20 protein-coding genes and 1 tRNA gene are annotated in these 21952 nt (G+C 46.5%); 18 read left to right on the top strand and 3 right to left on the bottom strand.

The features are described from left to right. Positions 1–108 precede the first annotated feature (108 nt). Together B5E64_RS08890 and ptsP are read left to right on the top strand one after the other, a co-directional pair. Positions 109–414, top strand: coding sequence for a PTS sugar transporter subunit IIB (locus B5E64_RS08890; RefSeq protein ID WP_087168164.1), 306 nt, complete (start codon positions 109–111; stop codon positions 412–414). Positions 415–475: 61 nt separating this feature from the next. Next, on the top strand, positions 476–2101 hold the full coding sequence (gene ptsP, locus B5E64_RS08885) for a phosphoenolpyruvate--protein phosphotransferase (RefSeq protein WP_087168163.1): 1626 nt from the start codon (positions 476–478) through the stop codon (positions 2099–2101). A gap of 48 nt (positions 2102–2149) precedes the next feature. Here the strand turns inward: ptsP and B5E64_RS08880 are convergent, their stop codons facing one another. After that, complete coding sequence (locus tag B5E64_RS08880) at positions 2150–2845, bottom strand: Crp/Fnr family transcriptional regulator (RefSeq protein ID WP_087168162.1); 696 nt, start codon at positions 2843–2845, stop codon at positions 2150–2152. Between the two features lie 132 nt (positions 2846–2977). Here B5E64_RS08880 and B5E64_RS08875 point away from each other — a divergent pair, with 132 nt between their 5' ends. The 4 genes from B5E64_RS08875 to B5E64_RS08860 are packed head-to-tail and all read left to right on the top strand — an operon-like array spanning position 2978 to position 6382. Further along, positions 2978–3853, top strand: coding sequence for a DUF3100 domain-containing protein (locus B5E64_RS08875; protein ID WP_087168161.1), 876 nt, complete (start codon positions 2978–2980; stop codon positions 3851–3853). After that, positions 3854–4300: a hypothetical protein gene (locus tag B5E64_RS08870; RefSeq protein ID WP_087168160.1), complete on the top strand. Its 447-nt coding sequence runs from the start codon at positions 3854–3856 to the stop codon at positions 4298–4300. 16 nt (positions 4301–4316) lie between these two features. After that, positions 4317–5642 (top strand): amidohydrolase family protein, encoded by a 1326-nt coding sequence (locus tag B5E64_RS08865; RefSeq protein ID WP_087168159.1) that lies wholly within the window; start codon positions 4317–4319, stop codon positions 5640–5642. Then, positions 5630–6382, top strand: coding sequence for a sulfite exporter TauE/SafE family protein (locus B5E64_RS08860; protein WP_087168158.1), 753 nt, complete (start codon positions 5630–5632; stop codon positions 6380–6382). Before B5E64_RS08865 ends, B5E64_RS08860 begins: the two co-directional genes overlap by 13 nt. On the opposite strand, the gene B5E64_RS08855 is transcribed toward B5E64_RS08860, so the two are convergent. Continuing rightward, the gene (locus B5E64_RS08855) at positions 6379–8088 is read right to left on the bottom strand and encodes an ABC-ATPase domain-containing protein (protein WP_087168157.1); all 1710 of its coding nucleotides are present in this window, start codon (positions 8086–8088) and stop codon (positions 6379–6381) included. The two genes, B5E64_RS08860 and B5E64_RS08855, sit on opposite strands and share 4 nt — an antisense overlap. A gap of 142 nt (positions 8089–8230) precedes the next feature. Here B5E64_RS08855 and B5E64_RS08850 point away from each other — a divergent pair, with 142 nt between their 5' ends. From B5E64_RS08850 to B5E64_RS08830, 5 genes are all read left to right on the top strand, one after another. Further along, positions 8231–8503: an acylphosphatase gene (locus B5E64_RS08850; protein WP_087168156.1), complete on the top strand. Its 273-nt coding sequence runs from the start codon at positions 8231–8233 to the stop codon at positions 8501–8503. Between the two features lie 3 nt (positions 8504–8506). Further along, positions 8507–9112 carry a GNAT family protein gene (locus B5E64_RS08845; protein WP_087168155.1) on the top strand — a complete coding sequence of 202 codons (606 nt, stop codon included), beginning with the start codon at positions 8507–8509 and terminating at the stop codon, positions 9110–9112. Between the two features lie 36 nt (positions 9113–9148). Further along, entirely contained in the window at positions 9149–10018 is an 870-nt protein-coding gene (locus tag B5E64_RS08840; protein ID WP_087168154.1) for a YitT family protein, read from the top strand. A gap of 20 nt (positions 10019–10038) precedes the next feature. Continuing rightward, complete coding sequence (locus tag B5E64_RS08835; RefSeq protein ID WP_087168153.1) at positions 10039–11232, top strand: FprA family A-type flavoprotein; 1194 nt, start codon at positions 10039–10041, stop codon at positions 11230–11232. Positions 11233–11374: 142 nt separating this feature from the next. After that, positions 11375–11448, top strand: a tRNA-Arg gene (locus B5E64_RS08830). 192 nt (positions 11449–11640) lie between these two features. Here B5E64_RS08830 and B5E64_RS08825 read toward each other — a convergent pair. Then, on the bottom strand, positions 11641–13143 hold the full coding sequence (locus B5E64_RS08825; RefSeq protein WP_087168152.1) for an alpha-N-arabinofuranosidase: 1503 nt from the start codon (positions 13141–13143) through the stop codon (positions 11641–11643). A 416-nt stretch (positions 13144–13559) separates the two neighbouring features. Between B5E64_RS08825 and B5E64_RS08820 the strand changes: the two genes are divergently transcribed. The 7 genes from B5E64_RS08820 to B5E64_RS08790 all read left to right on the top strand — a co-directional run bounded on the left by B5E64_RS08820 (position 13560) and on the right by B5E64_RS08790 (position 21912). Then, positions 13560–14909 carry a DUF4091 domain-containing protein gene (locus B5E64_RS08820; RefSeq protein ID WP_087168151.1) on the top strand — a complete coding sequence of 450 codons (1350 nt, stop codon included), beginning with the start codon at positions 13560–13562 and terminating at the stop codon, positions 14907–14909. Between the two features lie 119 nt (positions 14910–15028). Further along, the gene (locus tag B5E64_RS08815; protein ID WP_087168150.1) at positions 15029–17113 is read left to right on the top strand and encodes a molybdopterin-dependent oxidoreductase; all 2085 of its coding nucleotides are present in this window, start codon (positions 15029–15031) and stop codon (positions 17111–17113) included. Continuing rightward, positions 17091–17525 carry a 4Fe-4S dicluster domain-containing protein gene (locus B5E64_RS08810; RefSeq protein WP_087168149.1) on the top strand — a complete coding sequence of 145 codons (435 nt, stop codon included), beginning with the start codon at positions 17091–17093 and terminating at the stop codon, positions 17523–17525. Before B5E64_RS08815 ends, B5E64_RS08810 begins: the two co-directional genes overlap by 23 nt. Beyond that, entirely contained in the window at positions 17526–18143 is a 618-nt protein-coding gene (locus B5E64_RS08805) for a molybdenum cofactor guanylyltransferase (RefSeq protein ID WP_087168148.1), read from the top strand. It begins immediately after the preceding gene. Further along, positions 18115–19326 carry a gephyrin-like molybdotransferase Glp gene (glp, locus tag B5E64_RS08800; RefSeq protein ID WP_087168147.1) on the top strand — a complete coding sequence of 404 codons (1212 nt, stop codon included), beginning with the start codon at positions 18115–18117 and terminating at the stop codon, positions 19324–19326. The genes B5E64_RS08805 and glp overlap by 29 nt, the downstream gene beginning before the upstream one ends. After that, positions 19308–20516, top strand: coding sequence for a molybdopterin-guanine dinucleotide biosynthesis protein B (mobB, locus tag B5E64_RS08795; protein ID WP_087168146.1), 1209 nt, complete (start codon positions 19308–19310; stop codon positions 20514–20516). Before glp ends, mobB begins: the two co-directional genes overlap by 19 nt. Positions 20517–20610: 94 nt before the next feature. Continuing rightward, the gene (locus tag B5E64_RS08790; RefSeq protein ID WP_087168145.1) at positions 20611–21912 is read left to right on the top strand and encodes an ABC transporter substrate-binding protein; all 1302 of its coding nucleotides are present in this window, start codon (positions 20611–20613) and stop codon (positions 21910–21912) included. Positions 21913–21952 lie beyond the last annotated feature (40 nt).

Raw genomic sequence — 21952 nt, 5'->3', positions numbered from 1 at the left:
GGAGGAAAAATGTAAAGAAATAGAGGGAAAATTCAGTAAAAAAGATTAAAAAAATCTGAGTTTTGTGGTAGAATAAAAAGCATAACATAAGAGAGGAGAGCTTAGAAGATGGCAGATAAAAGTTTAAATTTCTTAGTATGTTGTGCAAATGGGGCAGGTTCTAGTTTGATGGCTCAGATGGCACTGGAAAAGGTATTAAAGAAACATGGAATTGAGCCGGGAAAAGTACATCATTGCCCGATTTCAGAAGGCAGAGAGACTGCTCCGCAGTATGATGTGGTGATCTGTGCTCAGCACTTTGCAGATATGTTTACGGAAGCAGAAAAGCAGGGAGCAAAACTCATTGCCCTGCAGAACGTAATATCTGCGTCTGAGATTGAGGCGAAACTGAAAGAAGCAGGAATTCTTGAATAAGGATATTTAGGAGAGGATGCCGGAAGGAAGAACATTATATTTATAAAAGGAGAGTAGCGGTATGGAGAAATATGCAGGAAAATCTATCTTTCGAAAGGTAGCCATCGGCAAAGTGTTTTTCTATGAGAAAAATACGGCAGTGGTAAAGAGGACGAAAATCGATGATCCAAAAGCGGAGCTGGAGCGTTTCGAACAGGCTAAAGAAACCGCAAAAGCGCAGCTTCAGGGCCTGTACGAAAAAGCGCTGCATGAGGTCGGTGATTCAGGCGCGGCAATTTTTGAAGTACACATGATGATGATCGATGATCTGGATTATAACGGATCCATCCAGAATATGATTGAATCACAAAGTGTTAATGCGGAATACGCTGTGGCAATGACAGGAGATAACTTCTCCACAATGTTTGCAGAGATGGATGACGATTATATGAAAGCCCGTGCGGCCGACGTAAAAGATATTTCCGAGCGTCTGGTTTCTGTATTATCCGGATATGACAATGATATGGGGAATCTGGAAGAGCCTGTGATTCTTGTGGCAGACGATCTTGCACCAAGTGAAACTGTTCAGATGGATAAGTCCAAACTTCTCGCATTTGTAACTGAGCATGGATCATCCAACTCCCATACGGCGATTCTGGCAAGAACAATGAATATTCCGGCAATTATCGGTATCCCGATAAAGAAAGAGTGGCATGGCCATATGGCAATTGTGGACGGATATGCGGGATGCGTTATCATTGATCCTGATGAAGAGGAAATTGCAAAAGCCAAAAAAGCGGTGGTTGAAGAAGAAGAAAAACAGAAACTTCTCAAGACATTAAAAGGACAGAAGACGATTACAAAAGATGGAAAAGAAATTCATCTGTATGCAAACATCGGAAGTGTAGCGGATACAGCATCTGTTCTGATGAACGACGCGGAAGGAATCGGTCTGTTCAGAAGTGAATTCCTCTATCTGGAATCCGACACATATCCGACAGAGACAGAGCAGTTTAATGCATACAAGACTGTTGCGGAAAACATGGCCGGAAAGAAAGTGATTATCCGGACACTGGATATCGGTGCTGACAAACAGGTGGATTATTTTGAACTGGATAAAGAGGAAAATCCGGCTCTCGGATACCGCGCAATCCGTATCTGTCTGACGAGAGAAGAAGTATTTAAAACACAGCTCAGAGCACTGTTGCGGGCGAGCGCATATGGAAATATTTCCATCATGTTCCCGATGATTATTTCTGTTGATGAAGTAAGGAAGATTAGACAGATTCTGGAAGAAGTAAAAGAAGAACTTCGAGAGTCCGGAATTCCATTCAAAGATGTTGAAATCGGTGTCATGATCGAGACACCTGCGGCTGTCATGATCAGTGAACAGCTTGCCCAGGAGGTTGATTTCTTCAGTATTGGAACAAACGACCTGACCCAGTATACACTGGCAATCGACCGTCAGAATCCAAAACTGGATGAGTTCTATGATGCACATCATCCGGCAGTGCTTCGCATGATTCAGATGACAATCGAGAATGGACACAAAGGAGGCGCGTGGGTCGGCATCTGCGGCGAGCTTGGAGCAGATCTGGAACTGACAGAGACATTCCTCAGAATGGGAGTGGACGAGCTTTCCGTTTCCCCGACATTTGTACTTCCGGTAAGAAACAGAGTAAGAGAGCTGGATCTTTCAGCAGAATAAAAAACGTATAAAAGGCAGCAGCCATCCGGAAATGGAAGGCTGCTGTCTTTATTTGCTCATATGGCGTTTCTCTTTCAGATAAATCAGGGCTGCTTTCATCTGCTCCTCGCTGAGGGAAAGTTTTCCTTTTACCGTACTGACAAGATGTTCCTCTTTCAATTTCTGGATGGTACGGTTAAGTGTTTTGACGGAGATACCGATCTCCTCATAGAGCTGCTGCCGTGTCTTTGGAATCATGCCGGAAGATTTATGTTCTTCAGCAAGATATTTGACAAGATAATCAAGGAGAAGATACTGTGGAGGATAAAAGAGTTTGCTGCCCCGGTTATAAGAGGAGCGGTACAGTTTGTAGGCGACTTTTCTGGAAACAAGACGGAGAAAATGAATGTCATTTTCGATCCAGTCTTCAAAATCTTTTCTGGAAAAATAAAGGACGGTACATTCGGTCAATGTTTCAATCGTCACGGAAGTGCGTTCTTTTTCAGCAAGGATGGTGACTTCCCCTACAAAATCGATGGGATCGTTCCGCTCGATCATGTAGACGTTGCCGTTTTCAAATTCGTTAATTACACGGTGGGAGCCTTCACAGACAATTCCGAAGTATTCCAGTGGTTCATCTTTCTGATGGATAATTGTTCCCGGCGGATAGGTATGTATCCAATAACGCTCGTTTAGTTTGTCAGGCATGTATTTCAGATAATCATTCAGTTCCGGTACACGGACACGCAGTTCTTCCAGCGTCATGTTTCTACCTCTTTCAACTTTTTTTTACAGTATACTACAAAAAAATCTCCAAAACATCCCATTTGTCCTTTTTTTAGAAAAAAAGTCTGTGCTAATATGTCCGGGTAGAAAAAAAGAGGAGGAATGAGAGAGATGAAAAAAGAAGCTTTTCAATATCCGTCACTAAAAGCGAGAATGAAAAACGAGTATCGTATCATTCTTGCGGCATTTGTATTTATTTTAATTGCTGATTCAATCGGGCAGATTGAAATCCCGCTTGGACCGGGAAAACTGATTTTATTTCCGATTTTTTATGCCCTGATTCTGGGAGTCCTGTCAGGACCGGAAGTTCTGAAGTTCTTCAGGAAAAAAGAGGTCAAGGCGGCATCTAAGCTTGTGATCGTGGCGATCTGCCCGTTTATTGCAAAGCTTGGAATTAATGCGGGGGCAAGTATTGAAGTGGTGCTTTCCGCTGGACCGGCCCTGCTCTTACAGGAGATCGGAAACCTGGGAACCATTTTCCTTGCCCTTCCGTTTGCGTTGCTGCTTGGCCTGAAAAGAGAAGCGATCGGAGCAACACATTCTATCAACAGGGAATCAAACCTCGCACTGATTACCGATATTTTCGGACCGGACTCACCGGAGGCGAGAGGAAGTCTTTCCATCTATGTGGTAGGAGGTATGGTAGGTACGATCTATTTTGGATTTCTCACTACTATGACAGCGGCAGCAGGAATTTTCCATCCATACGCCCTTGGAATGGCATCCGGAGTCGGAGCCGGAATTCTGATGGCAAGTGCGACGGCGAGTATCACGGCTATTTATCCGGATATGGCGGCAGAACTTTCTGCTCTTGCAAGTACAAGTGAGACACTGTCCGGCCTGACGGGAATCTATGTTGCTATTTTTATCGGAATCCCGCTCTGCCAGAAACTGTATACCTGGCTGGAGCCGAAATTTGCAAAACTCAGGCACGAGCCGAGTGAAGCGTTGACACGAAAAGTGGAAGAAAAAGTGGAGGAAGCATAAATGAGATATATCGAATGGATTGTCATGTTTGTAGTCGCAGGCCTTGGAATCGGCCTTGCAAATTTTGTGGGATTTGATGTGAACTTTATGGATTCGCTGCCGGGAATTCTGATTCTTCTTGGAATCTCTCTCGTGGCTGTTCTGGTAAGCAAAATTGTGCCGTTAAAGCTTCCAATTATTGCCTACTGCTCGATTATCGGACTTCTGGTTGCGTGTCCGATCTGCCCGGTGAGAGAGGGAGTCATTGAGGCGGTCAACAAAATCAATTTCACGGCACCGCTTACTATGGTTGGAGCTTTTGCAGGGATCTCGATCAGCGATCAGATCAAATCGTTTCTGAAACAGGGATGGAAAATGATTATTGTTGGAATCCTTGTTATGACGGGAACATTTTTTGGTTCTGCGCTGATTGCTCAGGTCGTTCTGTCACTTACGAATGCAATCTGACAGGAGGAGAAAAATTATGAAAAAGGAAAAGATCGATCTTCTTCTTACGAATGTGGATTTTCTGGATGAGAACTGGGAGATGGTCTATGGAAAGGAGATCGCCGTCAAGGACGGTGTGATCACAGATATCCGGGAGCAGGGAACGTCCGGGGAACACTATGAGTCAGAAGAAACAGTAGACTGCCGTGGAAAGGTGTTTCTGCCGGGGCTGATTGATGCACATATGCATACCGGACAGCAGCTTTTGAGAGGACGTGTACTGGATGAAATGCCGATGATCTGGAAACGGATCATGCTGCCGTTTGAAAGTACACTGAATGAGGAAAAGATGCGGCTGAGCGCATCGCTTGCCGCGCTGGATATGATTAGAAGTGGGACATGCGGATTTATCGACGCGGGAAGCTACTATATGGAAGCGGCAGCGGAGGTCTATGAGAAGAGCGGGCTTCGCGGAGCGCTGTCAATGTCGACGATGGATGAAGACGGACTTCCGGAATCGATTGCCATGACGGCGGAAGAAGCGGTTCAAAGAACGGATGACCTTTATGAGCGTTTTCATGGAAAGGGCAATCTGAAAGTTTTCTATTCTCTCCGTTCTCTCATTTCCTGTTCGGAAGAGCTGATTGAGATGGCGGCTGAGCGGGCAAAAGAAAAGAAGACAACGATTCAGGCACATATGAACGAATATCCGGGGGAAATCAATCCGTACCTTTCCAGGTATCAGAAACGGCCTTATGAATTCCTGGAAGAGAAAGGCGTGCTGGGACCGTGGTTCCTGGGGGCGCACAGTCTGCTTCTGTCGGAAGAGGAAAAGGAACTGATTCGGGAGAGAGGTGTCAGAATCTGTCACTGCCCGTTCAGTAATTGTGGAAAAGCGGTTCCGGATACTCCGTCACTTTTGAAAAAGGGTATCCCGGTAGGACTTGGAACCGACGGGGCGGCTCATGGAGGTCTGAGCATCTGGAATGAAATGAAAATCTTCCGGTCTGTGATGAATGTGACGCACGGGGCGCCTCTTGCAGAACCTGCAGTCATGCCTGCAAAGAAGATTCTGGATATAGCGGTAAAAGGAGGCGCAGCCTGCCTTGGAGAAGAACCGGCTACAATTGCTGTTGGAAAACGGGCGGATCTGATCGGAATTGATATGGATGCACCGCACCTCTGGATTCATGGGAAAATCTCCAATACACTGCTGGAAAGTGTTGGGGCAGGAGATGTGAAAGACATGATTGTTGGCGGAAGATTTCTGATGAGAAACCGTGAGATTCTTACTTTGGATGAAGAAAAAATACGCAGCGAGGCACTTGCTTTTGAAAAAGGAGAATCAAGATGGAGTATCTGATTATTGTCATTGCGAACATTCTGATCGGAGGCATGATCGGGTTGACAGGGATTGCGGGATTCCTGCTTCCGATGCTGTATTCCGGATTTCTGGGAATGTCGACCATGCAGGGACTTGCGCTTAGCTTTTTTGCCTTTCTGATTTCGGGAGTGCTGGGGGCGTACAATTACTACCGGGCGAAAAATCTGGATCTGAAACTGGCGGTCTGGATCAGTATTGGAAGCTTCATCGGCGCCATCGGGGGAGTAAGACTCAACCTTCTGATTGAAGAAGGGATGGTAAAGAAAATTCTGTATCTTGTGGTACTGCTATCCGGACTTTCCATTCTGCTCAGGAAAGAGCCGGGGGAGGAGAAAGAAAAAGACCAGACAGAACAGAAGATTCCTCCTGTGTTCTGGCTGATCTTTGGAGCGGTGACCGGCCTGATCTGTGCCCTTTCCGGGGCAGGGGGACCGATCCTTGTCATGCCGCTTCTTGTTGTGTTGAAAGTTCCGGTCAGAACAGCGGTCGGCATTGCGCTGTTTGACTCGATTTTTATTGCGATTCCGTCCAGCATCGGCTATGCGATGGGATGCCGTATGCAGGATTTGATCCTGCTGCTTCCATTGAGCCTGATCAGCCACGGAATCGGTGTATGGGCCGGCAGCAGAAATTCCGAGCTGATCCGGCCGGACATACTGAAAAAAGGGGTGGCAGTCTTTTCTGTACTGCTTGCTATTTTTAAACTGATCACCGGTTAGCGGGATTCACCCCGGTAACGGTTCAGGCAGGCATGGATTTCCTGAAGTCTTGGAATGGCATAGCCGCCTGGAATATAAGAATTTCTGAAGAACCCGGAATAGCCGTTCTGTTTTAATTCCTGATAAAGCAGATCTGCGATTTCCGGGATTGTCTTTTTCCCGTCTGAATAGTGATCTTTTGCATATCCAAGGAGCAGGGCAAGGGAAGCAGTCTGCTCGGAATCTTTGATCTGTTCTACATACCGTAGATCGACTTCCTCTTTCCCGATGGAAAATACATCTTTGGAACGCTGACGGATTTTTCCATCCCGCCGGTCTGCCTGCTTTTTGGAAGGCCGGGCGAAGATCCGCTTTGCCGAAGGCATCCGGAACGGAGCCGGTGAGGACGGAGAGAGCGGATAATCTTTGCAGAGTGTTTTGACTTTTTCGGTAATATCTACCGGGTGATAACAGTCCATCTGGATAACTGTATCGGCAATGTGGAAGAAGGCGCCGGAACTTCCGGCCACAAGGATGGTGGAGATACCGGCCTTTTCATAAAGATCCTGAGCACGTTCCAGAAATGGCGTGATCGGTTCTTTTTCCCGGCTGATCACCTGCTGCATAAACGTATCCCGTACCATGAAGTTGGTGGCGGATGTATCTTCATCAATCAGGAAAAGACGGCTTTCGGCCTCAATGCTTTCCACAGTCCCGGCCGCCTGGGAAGTACTGCCGCTTGCGTCCAAAGTAGAGAACGAAGTAGTGTCCCGGCCGTTTGGCAGGTCGTTGATAAACAGGGAAATATCTACGTTTTTGATGATCCGCCCGTCTTCGGAACGGAGTTTTACCGCACTTTCATCAGTGATGACATATTCCCGGCCATCCCCCGCGATATGCGGGTAGACTCCGGTTTCAAGCGCCTTTAAAAGCGTGGACTTTCCGTGATAGCCACCGCCCACAATGAGCGTGATCCCGCGTGGAATCCCCATGCCGGAGAGACTTCCCCTGTGAGGAAGATGTAAGGTAACCCGAAGGGATTCCGGGGAAGAAAAGGCAACCCCGTCTTTCATCGGAAGATCGGAAACGCCGCTCTGACGCGGCAGAATGGATCCATCTGCCACAAAAGCGGCAAGACCAAGACGATGAATTTCTTTTCGGATAAACGTCTGATCTTCCGCAAGCTCAAAGGTTTCGGTCAGCTTTTTCTTGTCGCAGGTCCGGTAAAGACATCCACGTTCTACACAGGACGGGAGAAAATCAAACAGGATCTTCTCAAGTTCGGTGGCATTGATGGTCCGGCCGTTTGCCGGAAAGCCGATATGGAAACGGAAAATCAGCGTACTGTCTTTGGAAGTGCAGATTTCACATGCGGTCCGGGAAATAATTTCCTGTCCACAGCTGCTCACGGAGAGCAGGCCGCTCTTTCCGGACCCTTTTGCCTGGAAACTGAACTTCCGGATCTGGGAAGCAAACCGTCTCAGGAGATGATCTTCAAAGGCGGCTTTGGTTTCCGGTGTCTTGTAAAGGTCCTTTGGAAACCGGTGGACGGAAAAAGGAATCCGGATGGTTACATGGGAAGGGGAAGCGAACGGATCCCCCTGCACATGATCGATGCTGAGAGTGTACTCGCCAAAATCGTAGACTCCTTTCAAGGATTTATAGGCCGGATAACTTTTCCGGTGTATGGATAAAAGCTGTTTTTTTAAATCAGATGCGTGGTTCATAAATTCAAACTCCTTTCCGTTTGATTATAGCAAAAAAAAGAGGAATGTGGCATAATAAATACAGGGTGCCTTTTGACAGAAAATGGAAGAGGCACCACCATGGAGAAAAAACAGGACAAAAGACGAGAAAGGAGTCTGTGGAATGTTGATCAGAAAGCATGTATATTTTTACGGTAGGGTACAGGGAGTTGGATTTCGCTGGCGGGCAATGCAGGCAGCAAAGGATCTGCATCTGACCGGCTGGGTGAGGAACATGTACAACGGCAATGTGGAAATGGAAGTGCAGGGAAACGGAGTCATGATTGAGCGTCTGTTTCAGGAACTGAATTCCGACAGATTTATCCGGATAGAAAAGACAGAGATTCTCCAGATCCCGACCGTGGAGGGAGAAAGTGAATTCTCTGTACGGGGATAAGATATGAGAAAGCGTTATACGACCAGCCGGATGATCATTCGGATGGCAGATCCCGCATTTGCCCGGATGACTGCGGAATTTTTTGCTGAGAACCGGGAGAGTTTCGAGAAATACGAGGAAAAACGGCCGGAGGAATTTTTTCTTCCGGAGTTTCAGGAGATCTGGCTGGACATTCAAAGGGAAAAAGCAAAAAAAGGAGAATGGTATTCCTTTTACCTTTTTGAAAAGGGAAAACCGCATAAGGTGATCGGGACATTGAGCCTCAGCCAGATTCAGTATGGAAGTCTCTGCTCCGGTGTAATCGGCTACCGGATTGACCGATTACGTCAGGGAGAAGGGCTTGGAACCGAGGCTGCCCGGGAAGGGACAAGAATCGGTTTTGAGGAGCTTCACCTCCACAGAATGGAGGCTGACGTGATGCCGGAAAACATTGCTTCCCTGCGTGTACTGGAAAAATGCGGCTATGAAAAAGAAGGGTATTTCCGGGAATATTTAAAGATTAATGGAAAGTGGGAAGACCATATTCACATGGCTGTCATACGTACGGAAGAAAGAACAAAAAAACAGGAAATTGCTGTTGTAAATCAAAGTAAGATTGCTATAATATAGAAGTAAATGTCAGAGCAGATAAGAGAGGAAAAACATATGGGGAAACAAGGAATTTTAAAAGAGGGGCTGCTGATTACAGTGGCAATGCTGATTGTTTCGGCTGCGGTATATTTTTTCATGGTGCCAAGCAAGATTGTTGTAGGAAGCGTATCCGGTCTGGCGATGGTACTCGCTGAGCTTCTGCATATGCAGATGTCTACAATTACCTTTATTTTGAATGTGGTACTGCTGATTGCAGGATTTATCTTTATCGGAAAAGAATTTGGAGCAAAGACGATCTATACCTCGCTTCTTCTTCCGGTATTTTTATGGGTATTTGAGCAGATTGTTCCGGTGACGGAATCCCTTACAGGCAACAGCGTATATGATCTGGTAGCATATATTCTGATTATCGCTCTCGGACAGGCAATTTTGTTCAATGCAAATGCCTCATCAGGCGGACTGGATGTCGTTGCCAAGATTATCAGCAAGTACACACATGCGGAGATTGGAAAGGCGGTGACGGTCAGCGGGCTGGTTACTGCATTTACATCCATTTTTGTGTATGATGTGGGAACACTGATTGTCAGCATACTGGGTACTTATGCCAACGGAATCGCGGTGGATTACTTTATTGATGGATTCAATAAGAGGAAGAAGATCTGTATTCTCTCTGATGAATATGAGGAAATACAAAGATACATCATGCAGGAATTGAAGCGCGGCGTAACCATTTATAAAGCGCGCGGCGGCTATGACGGGCAGGAGAAGACAGAACTTGTCACGATTATGACGCCAAATGAATATAAGCAGCTGTTAAATTATCTACACAAGTCGGAATTTCAGGCATTTATGACAGTATATAATGTCAGCCAGGTAATCGGCAAATGGAATATCAATGTGGATAAAAAGAAAAAAGCAGAATAAAGAGAAAGGAAGAGTGAAACATGCATTGTACTAGAAAAGTAACAGATGGAATTCATTGGGTAGGAGCAAATGACAGAAGGATTGCCAAGTTTGAAAATATGTTCCCGGTTCCAAGAGGAGTTTCCTACAATTCTTATGTGATTCTGGATGAGAAAACAGCACTGATGGATACGGCAGACAGCTCAGTTGCAGAGAGATTTATGGAAAATGTGGAAGCGGTTCTGGATGGACGGACACTCGATTATCTTGTTGTTCAGCACATGGAACCGGATCACTGTGCAAATATTGTGGCAATCATTGAGAAATATCCGGAAGTTACTGTTGTCGGAAATGCAAAAACCATGCAGATGATCGGACAGTTTTACTCCGGAACAAAGGCAGAAAACACCCTCCTCGTAAAAGAAGGAGACAAGCTGTCTTTAGGAGAGCATGAGCTGAATTTTGTGACTGCACCGATGGTACACTGGCCGGAAGTTATGGTTACATACGAATCAAAGGAGAAAATTCTGTTCTCTGCAGATGCGTTTGGAACATTCGGTGCATTAAATGGAACACTCTTTGATGATGAGATCTTCTTTGACGCCGTCTGGATGGAGGACGCAAGGAGATATTATACAAATATTGTCGGTAAATACGGCCCGCAGGTACAGGCACTCCTGAAAAAGGCAGCCGGACTTGATATCGCCATGATCTGTCCGCTTCACGGACCGGTATGGAGAAATGATCTGGAACTTCTCTTAGAGAAATACGACCAGTGGAGCAGATATGAAGCAGAAGAAGACGGCGTCCTCATTGTTTACGGATCCATGTATGGAAATACAGAAAACGCGGCAGAAGTTCTGGCAGCAGAGATTGCGGAGCAGGGAATGAAAAACATCAAGATGTACGATGCTTCCGTGACGGACTGCTCTTATCTGATCGCAGAAGCATTCCGGTACAACCGAATCGTTGTGGCAGCCCCGACTTACAATGCAGGTCTGTTCGCGCCGATAGAGCATTTTCTCAATGACATGAAAGCACTCAATGTACAGAATAAGAAAATTGCCCTTCTGGAAAACGGCACCTGGGCTCCAATGGCAGGCAAACACATGAGAGCTATCGTTGAGTCTATGAAAAACATGGAAATCGTAGAGCCTGTAATCAGCATCAAATCTGCACTTCAGCCGGTACAGATGGAGGAGGTCAGAACGTTCGTAGGAGAACTTCTGAAATAGAAACAGAGGCGAAGGTAAAATATAGATAAAAATAAGACTGAAATGTAAAAAAAGTGTTGACAAATACGAAAACATCGTGTAGAATTATTTTTGTTGCTGAGGACAACAGATAACCAAAGCAACAAAGACAATTCTACATTGTGTGGGTTTAGCTCAGCTGGATAGAGCGTTTGGCTACGGACCAAAAGGTCGGGGGTTCGAATCCTCTAACCCACGTATAAAAGAGTTCTGATTAATCAGAACTCTTTTTTTCATTGTAAAACATTGGGGACGTGTTCCGATGCACAGGTACACGACGTAAATGAGCAAAAAATGCTCGAAACCCGCGTAAAATAAGGCAAAAACGGGATTGTCAAATTTTTTTCATCGGGGACAGGTTCCGAAACGCCGGAACACGTCCCCAAAATATTATTTTTTGCACATTCGGATCATCTGCCAGCTGTGTTTTGGGAAGAGGGCGGTGAGTTTTCCGGAATCGAGTGCTGCGTTTTGGCCGGAGAATGGTGTAACTTCCAGAGGGTGATCTTCTGTGTTGACTGCTTTTAAATTTTCGTGTGTGAGAATCTTGTGGTCAACGATCCGGTATTCAGTAAACTGGCGCAGATCACAGGAAATTTCGAGATCTTCTTCCAGGCTTTTGTTCACTGCAAAGAGTGTAAGTTCGTCGTTTTCCTGATTCCATATGAGTACAGAATCCAGGTAAGAAGCATCGCCATATGTTCTGCTTTCATATACAGGGGCTTTCACAATGGTATTCATGACTGTACCACGGCCGTATCGGCTTGTGTAGAAAAATGGATAGAAAATGGTTTGTCTCCATGCACCGGTATCAGATGTCATGATTGGGGCGATGACATTAACCAACTGCGCCAGACAGGCAATTTTTACACGATCTGCGTGGCGGAGTAAAGTAATAAGCATGCTTCCAACGAGCAATGCGTCTTCAAAATTGTAAATATCCTCCAGCTGATGCGGGGCTTTGCTCCATTTTGGAAGTTTTGCGTCGGCGTCATTGGAGTGGTACCAGACATTCCACTCGTCAAAGGAAAGATTGATCTGTTTATTCGTTCGCTTTTTGGCTTTGACGCAGTCGCAAATTGAGATTACAGATGAAATAAATTGATCCATGCCTACGCTGCTGGCGAGGAAATCTGCAGTGTCACCATTTGCGTTCCCATAATATTGATGCAGGGACAGATAATCTACCTGATCATAGCACAGATCCAGCACGATTTCTTCCCAGGAGCCAAAGGTCGGCATTTCAAGATTGGAACTTCCGCAGGCAACGGTTTCAATAGAAGGATCTAGCATTTTCATCATTCGTCCGGTTTCTTCGGCGGTACGTCCATATTCCACAGCTGTCTTGTGACCGATCTGCCATGGCCCGTCCATTTCATTTCCCAGGCACCAGAGTTTGATATGATGAGGCTTTTCGTACCCATGCTTTTTTCGAAGATCGCTGTAATATGTGCCACTTTCAAAATTACAATATTCCAGAAGATTTTTGGCATCTTCAGGACCTCTTGTTCCCAGATTGACTGCCATCATAACTTCCGTATCCGCTTTCTGTGCCCAGGTCACGAATTCATTTAGTCCAAACGCATTTGTCTCGATGACCTGCCATGCCGGATCCGGCCGGGCTGGACGCAGATCCTTCGGACCTACACCGTCTTCCCAGTGATAACCGGATACAAAATTTCCGCCAGGATACCGCACGACAGGAACCTGAAGTTCACGAACCAGTTCCAACACATCGGTACGCATTCCGTCTGTATCTGCAAAAGGACTCCCGGGCTGATAGATTCCCTCATATACAGCACGTCCAAGATGCTCAATAAAAGATCCAAAGATCCGTTTGTCGACGTCCCCGATAAGAAAATGCCTGTCCACAATAATTTCTGCTTTTTTCATTTAAAATCCTCCTCGTCCTTTTTATGCAATAGTTACGATTTCTTTCAGTAATGTTTCTGTTGAATTTTTTAGAAAATTGGAAATATAGAGCATTATAAGAACAGTATAGCATAAAAACACATAGACTAATACGGATTTCAATTCAAAGGTACACGACGTAAAAGGCTAAAAAATCCCCAAAGCCCGCATAAAATAAGGGGAAAATTGAATTATCAGATTTTTTTCATCGGGGACGGGTTCCGGTGTATCGGAACACGTCCCCGATAATATATAATTATTCACTAAAACTTCCCACACCAATACGGTGTGTTGAACCTTGAAAATTCAATATTTCAGCCAATAAAAAAGGCATAAACCTGTTCCGTTTGGTATAATGGAATTGACTAGAAACCATTTTTACAAAGGAGATTTATGCCATGTCCAGTATACCACAAAACCATTGCGATGAGAACGAGTTAATTGATTGCGCTCAAAGATTTTTTTCCAGGCATCATGTCAGCAAGCTTCTTGCCAGATGTAATGGGATGAAAGAAAAAGGCGTTTCACCTGTTTCTCTCCTTCGTTACACAGAGACTGCTGTGACAATTTATAATGCCGTCCTTCCAAAGCAGAAGATCATACATACAGAATGGTTTTATGCGGACTGTCTTGCGGATTATTATCATGTGCCGGTCTTTTCGGAAGAACACTGGAAGATTATGGAAAACTATATCCGGGAGTATGTAAAACGCGGCGGCAATATGATTCTTACACCGCTTTTTACACCGGCGCTTGATACGGCTGTCGGGCATGAGCGGACGACAACACAGCTCCTCGATATTGAAATGAAATCAGGAGAGTATCACTTTGGGTTTGAAAAACTGAAACGCTGGGTCGATCTTTGCAGAAGCTGCGGCATTCAGTATTTTGAGATGAGCCATCTTTTCTCCCAGTGGGGAGCCGCATATGCGCCAAAAGTGGTTGCACTCAAAGATGGAAAAGAGGAGAAAATCTTTGGATGGCATACACCGGCATCAGGAAAGTATACAGACTTTCTGCATGTGCTGCTTCCGCAGCTTACGGGAAAGCTGAAAGAATGGGGGATCGCTGAGGTAACCTGGTTTCATCTGTCCGACGAACCACGAGAGGAAGATCTGGATAGTTACCGTGCGGCGAGAGAATCTATTGAAGACCTGCTGGACGGATTTCATACGATGGACGCACTTTCGGACTATAAATTTTATGAACACGGACTCGTTGAGCAGCCGGTTCCAGCAAATGATGCGATTCAAGAATTCCTGAACCACGGAGTAGAAAATCTGTGGACTTATTATTGTGTGTCGCAGTCTTATGAGGTGAGTAACCGATTTATGGCAATGCCGTCTCTCCGTAACCGGATTTACGGGTTGCAGCTTTATAAATACCGGATTGCCGGAATTCTGCACTGGGGTTATAATTTTTATAACAGTCAGTATTCTTTGGAAAAACTGAATCCGTATCAGGTGACAGACGCAGGGGGATGTTTTGCGGCGGGAGATCCGTTCCTTGTTTATCCGGGAACAGACGGGTATCCGGAGGAATCCATTCGCATGATGGTGCTGGAAGAGGCGCTTCAGGATCTGCGCGCATGTGAACTTCTTGAATCTCTGGCAGGACGTGAAACTGTCATGGAATGCATAGAGGAGAATCTGGCAGAGCCTCTGACATTTACATGTTTCCCGAAAACAGACTATTATCTGATTGCTCTGAGGAACCGGATTAACCGCGAAATCGCAAAACGGATTTAGTCCATAACTATAGATAAAGATGATAAACTGATAGACAAACCTTATTTTACACTCCGAAGTGTACCGACGTATAATAGACGTACTATGAAGTTTGTTTGGGAGGAGGCAGCGGAGCGTTTATGGAGAAAAAGCAGATTTTCTGTGGGATTTGTTCGACCGGGTGTCCGATGGATGTTTATGTGGAGGATGGAAAGGTTGTTTCCGTTGAGGGCCGTGTGGAGAATGGAAAGAGCCGGGGACTTTGTTCTAAGGGAGCGGCGTCAAAGCAGTACCTTTATAATGAGGAGCGGATCCTGTATCCGATGAAGCGCGTCGGGGAGAGGGGAAGCGGAGAGTTTGAGCGGATTTCCTGGGAAGAAGCGTATGATCTGATTGTGGAGAATCTGAACCGGGTGAAGGAGCAGTACGGGGCAAAATCTGTGGTATTTTATGCGGGTTACCCAAAGTGGTACAGGCCTGCGCTTCTGCGCTTCGCAAATGCGTTTGAAAGTCCGAATTTCTGTACGGAATCAAGTACCTGCTTTCAGGCTTCGGATCTGGCGTGGAAGTCGGTTTACGGAAACGGGATCTGTTTTCCGGATCTGGCCCATACGAAGACGCTTTTGCTTTGGACGAGCAATCTGTTCCATTCTAATACACCGATGGGAAAGATGTACCGGAGTTTAAAGGAGCGGGGTGTGAAGATCATTGCGGTGGATCCGCGTAATACAGTGACTGTGAAGGAGGCGGATATTCATCTGAAGATCACGCCGGGGACGGATGGAGCGCTTGCCCTTGCGATGGCCCATGTGATTATTGAGGAGAATCTTTACGACAAAGAGTTCGTGGAAAAGTATGTACATGGGTTTGAGGAATATAAGAATTATGTCCGGAAGTTTACGCCGGAAAAGGCGCAGGAGATTACCGGGGCGGACGCGGATCTGATCCGGGAGGCGGCAAGGATGTATGCTTGCAACAGGCCATCGTCTATCCGCTTTTCGGTTTCTACGATTGTCCATCATATCAATGGTTTTCAGAATTACCGTGCAGTATTCTGCCTGATTGCACTTACTGGTAATTATGATGTTGAGGGAGGCAACCGTTCCAGGCCGGGGCCTGCATCACCGTGCAACGAGTTTGGAAAAGTCATTCGTTATAACAAAGAAGAGGCCATCGGGGAGAAGGATTTTCCGGTGTGGTTCGATCTGCCTTGTCAGGAGGCCCAGTGCACAAGACTTGCGGACTATATCCTGGAGGAGGATCCGTATCCTTTGAAGGCAGTCTTTGCCATGGGACTGAATCACCGGATGTGGCCGCAGCCGGAGCATCTGCAGAAAGCACTTGGAACGCTGGATTTCTATGTCAACACAGAGCTGTTCTGGTCGGATTCTTCTAAAATGGCAGACCTGGTGCTGCCTGCCTGCACCACATTTGAGCGTGAGGAGGTCAAGTCGCTTCGGGGAGGAATGTTTGCGCTGAATCAGCGGGCAGTGGAGCCTGTCGGAGAGGCGAAAAATGATATTGAAATCATTATGGAACTGGCACGGAGAATGCAGTTGAAAGATAAAGTGCTGACCGGCGGATACGAATCCTACATGAATTATATTCTGGAACCGTCGGGGCTGACACTGGAGGATCTCCGAAGTCATCCGGACGGCATGAGAGGCAAAGTGATCTTTCCGCCGGGAGTACGTACTTATGAGGATGAGCCGTTTCATACACCGTCCGGAAAGGTGGAGTTTTCCTCACTCGTACTTGAAAAATATAAGGAAAGCAGAGGATATGATCCGCTGCCTGTCTACAAGGATTTTCGGGAACAGGATCAGGTGGACCGGAAGGAGTATCCGCTGATTTTAAATACCGGATCCAGAAAACCGCAGTTTTTCCATGCGAGAATGTACCGGCTTCCGTGGCTTTCCGGTCTGGAAACGAACCCGATGGTGGAGATTCATCCGGATGACGGAAAGACTTACGGAATCGCAGACGGAGATCCGGTGAAAGTGACGTCTCCGGCCGGGGAAATGCAGGGGACAGCCGTGTATTCCATCACTGGAAATCCTGGCGTGGTCTACATTTATCACGGAAATAAAAAAGGGGAAGCAAATAATCTGATTGACCGGAACTATCTGGATCCCTATACGGGTTTTCCGGGATATAAAAGCTATTTCTGTAAAATAGAAAAGCAGGCGGAGGTGACAGGAAATGCCGTATCGACTGAAATTTAATACCGCAGGATGCGTTGGATGTTATGCGTGCCATACGGCATGTCTGGATGCGCATCACGGTGCAGAAGAAATTCATGCAAGAAGTTTTCGGACGATCCGGAAGGTGACAGATGAGGAAAAGGGATTTTCCTATGAGATCTGTCCGGGCTGCACCCATTGTGGCGCATGTGCAGAGGTGTGTCCGTCCGGTGCGCTTTACCGGGATCAGGAATACGGATTGATTCTGGTTGACAAGGAGATGTGTATCGGCTGCGGAGCATGTGAAAAGGTCTGTCCGGATCATGTGATTTTTCTGGATGAAAATAAAAAAGCAGCGAAATGTGACGGCTGCATTGAGCGGCTGAAAGAAGGAAGGGAGCCGGCCTGTGTGTCCGTCTGCTGTCTGGATGTGATTACACTGGAGAAAGAATAGATGAGCAGACAGAGAACCGATCTGGCCGGATACATTCTGGCGGGAGGAAGAGGAAAAAGGATGGGCGGACGGCAGAAACTCTATCTGCAGTATCAAGGTAAGTATCTGTCCCTCTGGACAATGGAAATACTCCGGTCTCTGGAGAACTTTTATATTTCGGTGGCTGAGATTCCGGAAGATCCTGTGGGAAGTGCCGGATGGATTACGGATCTCTATAAGGAAGCAGGACCGCTTGGAGGGATCATGAGCGGTCTTTTGCTGTGCCCTCAGGATGCTCTGTTTGTTGTACCGTGCGATACCTTTGGCCTTGATGAGGAGATGGCAGAAACGCTGATCCGGGAATATGAGAGGAGTGGACGTCCGGTATTTTACCGGACAGAAAAAGGGCCGGAACCGTTCCCGGGTATCTATACAAAAGCAATGATTCCCGTTATGGAACGGCAGCGCACAGCGGGAAATTACAGAATGAAGAGCCTGTTTGAGACAGAAGAAGCGAAGGAATATACGTTTCTCGACGGGACAAAACAGCTGAAAAAGCTCGTCAATCTGAATACAGAGCAGGAATATCGAAGACTTCAAAGGAGGAACGATGGACGGGAAAACAGTGACAGTGAATGAAGCGCAGGAACTGATAAAAAAAGTGGCTGTAAGGGAAGAAAAAACAGAGGAAGTCAGCCTGATGGATGCGGGAGGGAGAATCCTTGCTGAAGAGATCCGGGCCTGGCAGGACAATCCTCCGTTTCCAAGATCTCCCTATGATGGGTATGCCCTCCGTGCGGAAGATATCCGGGATGCCGGAAAAGAGACGCCGGTCTGCCTGCGGGTTGTGGAAAAACTGTGGGCGGGAGAATATCCGAAGCGGGAAATCAGGCCGGGGGAAGCAGCGCGGATCATGACCGGGGCACCGATTCCAAATGGGGCGGATACTGTTGTCAAACAGGAAGAGACTGACGGTGGAGAACGGAAAGTACAAATAAGAAAAAGCCAGAATGCATACGACAATTACTGCCCGGCAGGAGAGGACTTCCGGGAGGGAGACCTTCTGCTTGAAAAAGGGATCAGGCTCGATGCCATCCGAATCGGAATCGCGTCTGCAGCGGGGTACCATACCGTCCGGGTGAGTAAGAAAGTGAAAATTGCGGTACTGACCACCGGGAATGAACTGTGCTTCCCGGGAAAAACGCTTCGTCCCGGACAGATTTACGACTCCAGTCTGTTTATGATTGCAGAGCGGATTCGGGAGCTTGGAGGAGAAGTTGTGCTGGCAGAAGAAATACCGGATGAGGAGGAAACTATTCGGACAAGCCTGAGAAAGGCGGCCGGATGCGCCGATCTGGTTGTGACGACGGGCGGGGTCTCTGTGGGAGAAAAAGATCTGGTAAAAGATGTTCTGCAGCAGGAAGGAGCAAAGTTTCTTTTTGAACATGTTCTCGCAAAACCGGGTTCTCCTACAGCGTGTTCTGTCTTACAGGGGACTTTGGTTGTAAGCCTTTCGGGGAATCCATTTGCAGCGGCCGTGCACATGGAGCTTCTTGTAAGATATGCGGCAGCATGTCTTTTGGGATGTGAGGACCTGCTTCCAAAAGAAGAACAGGGGATTTTGATGACGGCCTTTCATAAGACATGCAAAACAGACCGCTACATCAGAGGGAGAGAAGAGTCCGGCAGAATTACCATTCCTCAGGATAAAGAAAAATCAGGGATTTTAAGTTCTATGAATGGCTGCAACTGTCTGGTAAAAATCGAGAAAGGCAGAGAGCGGATTGAAAAGGGAGAACAGGTATGGTATATCAGAATATAGCAGGGCATCCGGTGCTCTTTGGAATAGCCGGGGAGAAAAATTCCGGGAAGACAACGCTGATGGAATCACTCATCCGGATTCTCACCGGAAGAGGCTTTCAGGTTGCGGCCATAAAGCATGACGGCCATGACTTTGAGGCGGACCGGGAAGGAACGGACAGCTGGAGGCACTATCAGGCAGGTGCCTATGCATCCGCAGTTTTTTCTTCCGGAAAATATCAGCTTGTGAAAAATCAAAGAGGTACGAAACTGGAAGAACTGACCGCATTTTTTCCTGAGGCGGATGTGATTTTGATTGAGGGAATGAAGGACGCGGATCATGAGAAATACTGGTGCTGTGATCCGAAGGAACTGCCGGATGCAGAAAAACTTGCGGATCGGATTGAAAAGAAGATACGAAAAGAGAGGAGTCAGATGATGGAGCTGGAAACATTGATGGAGAAGATTCAGCTTCCGGAGGAGGGAAGGAACTGTGCGGGATCCTTTCCGATGACGGAGACAGTTTATCAGAACTGGAAGAATTTATTTTACGAGGATACAAAGACATTTTTTGAGGAAGCAGATAAAAGGAAGGACAAAGAACAGTTCTATCTCTGTCTGTACCTGCGTCTGGCATGCGATCTGTACCCGGCATTTATAGAGAAAGGGATTTCCGACCGCGTTTATTTTGATACCTTTTATGATCTTACGATCTGGTACAGGCGGTGCATGAAAACGAAGGGAATTCCGGGTATTGTGGAAGAACGCTGGCTGTCGCTCCAGTTGCAGATGAAAATTTTCCGGCTTGGAAGACTTCAGTTTGAGCCGGATCCGGAGAATAAGGTTCTGCATGTGCACATTCCGGAGGGAGAGCCGCTTCTGGATGAGGAATGCGGAAAATCATTTGCGAAGGCAGACCGCTTTTTCGGACCGGAGTATACGATGTATGACTGTGAATCGTGGCTGCTCTCGCCGAAGCTTCAGAAACTCTTAAAACCGCAGAGCAACATTCTGAAATTCCAGAACCGGTTTGAGGTGGAAAAGATCATCTATCCTTTCCGCCAGGCGGAGGAAAGGGTATTTGGCGAAATCCGGGAAGATAAAGAAAACTATCCGGAACAGACAAGCCTGCAGAGAGCTGTGAAACAGCTTGTGATGACAGGGGAGGACGTCGGAATCGGTTATGGCGTGATTTATAGAAATAAACTATAAATGAACCAGTTTATTCGTAATTTCAATTTGCTACCATTATGGTGAAACAGTATAGTAATAGATGAAATATTACAGATACTAGGGAGGATTATTGATGAAACGAAAAATGGCAGCAGCGCTGGCTCTTCTGATGACAGCTTCGATGCTTGCAGGATGCGGATCAGACAGCAGCAGTGAGGGAGACAAAAACAGCGAAGGAAAAACAACTTTAACATTCTGGTGCCACCAGAATGAACCATGGGTAAAATCCTATGAGGAAATGGCGGAGAAGTTTGAAAAAGAAAATCCGGAATATACAGTAGATGTTCAGGATTATCCATATGATGTGTATAACGAAAAGATTCAGACCGCAATCACATCCAGCACAGCAGGTCCGGATATAATTGCAGTATGGGGAGGAATGGCACCGAACTTTATCGGTACAGACGCTCTCTCCGAAGTACCGGAAGATCTGGCAAAGGAGCTGGACGAGGACTACATGGAACCGACAGTAGGAAGCTACAAAAAGAACGGAAAATACTACGGTGTTCCGATGGAGTATAATCTGGAGTACGGCGGAATGGTTGTCAATAAAAAGCTGTTTGATGAGGCAGGACTTTCTTACCCGACAACATGGGAGGAACTTCGTAATGTTTCAGGAAGCGTTTCCGTACAGAACGGAGATCTTGTAGAGATGAAAGGATTTGAGATGTTCGATACAGACTCTCTGATCTGTAACTATCTTGCAATGATCCTTCAGCAGGGCGGACAGTATCTTGAAGAAGATGATTCTGTGAACTTTGCAACCACAGAAGGCGTGACAGCCATGAATGAAATTCTTGATATGATTAAAAACGGAGAGTGTGATCTGACACACCTGACAGACGGAGAGTACTGCTTCAACGATGTATATCAGGATAAAGGATACATGGCATCAGTAGGATCCTGGGCAATCGGAGAGGGAACCGATACATATGATCTGGAATACGGTACAGACTTTGAGTATGTGAGCGTACCGCAGTACGGAAGCCAGATGGCATTTGCATCCGAAACAGGATGGGGACTGATTGTTCCGGAAAACAGCAAGAACAAGGATGCAGCATGGGAATTCATTTCTTTCTTCAGCGAACCGGAAAATCTGGTAGAACATAACATCGCGTGCAGCCAGCTGCCGCCGAGAAAATCTCTGCTGACCAATGAGAAGTATATCGAAGAGATGCCTCAGGTAGAGTTCCTGCTTGACATTCTTCCAAACGGACAGTGGATGGGACCGTACAATACTTCTGACATGAGAGCAATCTTAAATCAGACATTTTTAAATCTCTGCCAGGAAGAAAATCCGGATGTGGAAAGCGCACTGAAAGAAGCTTCCGAACAGATTACAGCAGAATGTAAATACGATTACTCAGCAGAATAGAAAGCGGGACAGAGAATCCCTCACCTATGGGAGGGGTTCT

The organism is Drancourtella sp. An12, from assembly GCF_002160935.1.
Taxonomy (GTDB): Bacteria; Bacillota; Clostridia; order Lachnospirales; family Lachnospiraceae; genus Sellimonas; species Sellimonas catena.
The sequence above is the reverse complement of the archived record's forward strand: the minus strand, read 5'-3'. Positions and strand labels throughout refer to the sequence as shown.